Annotated in this window: 1 protein-coding gene; it reads left to right on the forward strand. The window is 45.1% G+C overall.

Annotated elements, in window-relative coordinates; genetic code table 11:
* On the forward strand, window positions 1-1205 hold a 1205-nt coding region (locus JF818_RS06050), incomplete at its 5' end, for a helix-turn-helix transcriptional regulator (protein WP_233066467.1).
* Between the last annotated feature and the right edge of the window lie 50 nt (window positions 1206-1255).

Here is a 1255-nt window from a genome sequence, read left to right on the forward strand (position 1 = left end):
GAATTGCCGGGATACAGTCATCCAGGCTAAGGAAGAAAATGCAGGAGGTTGACCTTCTATCAATCCTTGATGGGATCGACCTCTTGCTCCAACGTGATTTCTATCATGCTGAAAAGCTGTTGAGCAAGCTTCCTGATGAACTGACTTATCTCCGTCCGCTTATCAGCGTATTCATCGCTTCCTTGCCGCTTGGACCGGAGGAAGATCTTGAACAGGTCTATCACAATCTACAGGAGACGCTACGAACCATCGGGGTCAAGCAACACGATGCACTTTCCATCGTGTTGCTTGGGCAAATAGGGTCCATCCAACTTGAACTCTTGTTGTTTGAACAAGCAAGGCAATCCTTTGATGAAGCGCTGAGATTGGGATATGAGGAAAAATCAGGGTATGCCACTTCCTGCAGCATGGCTTGGATAGGTAAAGGGTTGCTCTCTCTTTATTCAGGAATGATGGAGGACGCAGAGGAGTATCTGTTACGAGGACTTGTCTCTGCAAAGGGATACTCATTCTATCTCTCTCTCCATGCACAATTGGCACTTGTAGAGTTCTATATTGTGAGTAGTCGTCATGAGGAAGCAGTACGGTTGCTTCGCGATGCAGGCAAGCAAGCCTATGAGTATGATGTCACTTCCATTGATGACCGTTTCATAGAGGTGATGTATGCCATGGCACAGAAACGTGTTGGTGACATTCCTTCGTTGGAAATGTGGGTGCATAAGCACCAGAAGAAGGAGGCACAACAGGATACCCTTTTTGATCTCATTGTGTTGGAAGAACGACAAGTGCTTGGGTATTACCAGCTTACGGGGCAACTGGAAAAAGCTGTGGATCTCTATGCTTCTTTGCAATCAAAACTCAAGAAAAAGCATCGGCTGTTGCTCTCGATGATCCTCTCAATGGAATTTGGTGTCTATGATCCTCAACAACTAGATCTCTCGAGAAGCCAGATCAGTGAAAAACATATCTCTGTATTGCAGGAATTGTACGGACTCAAACAAGAAAGAGAGGATCAACTCCTGACTGAACGAGAGCAAGAGGTCCTGCATTTGATTGGAAATGGCTATATAAACAAAGAGATAGCAGGGATGATGAACATAACCGAACGAACAGTGAAGTGGCATGCCTCAAAGATCTATGAAAAGTTGCAGGTAAGCACTCGAACGGAGGCAGTTGCTGAGGCTAGAAGAATGGGCATCCTATAGGAGGACCTAAATTATCCTAAGCATCCTTATTGTATTGAATAATTCTGACT

The sequence above is a fragment of the Sphaerochaeta sp. S2 genome (assembly GCF_016406725.1).
In the GTDB taxonomy this organism is placed as follows: domain Bacteria; phylum Spirochaetota; class Spirochaetia; order Sphaerochaetales; family Sphaerochaetaceae; genus Sphaerochaeta.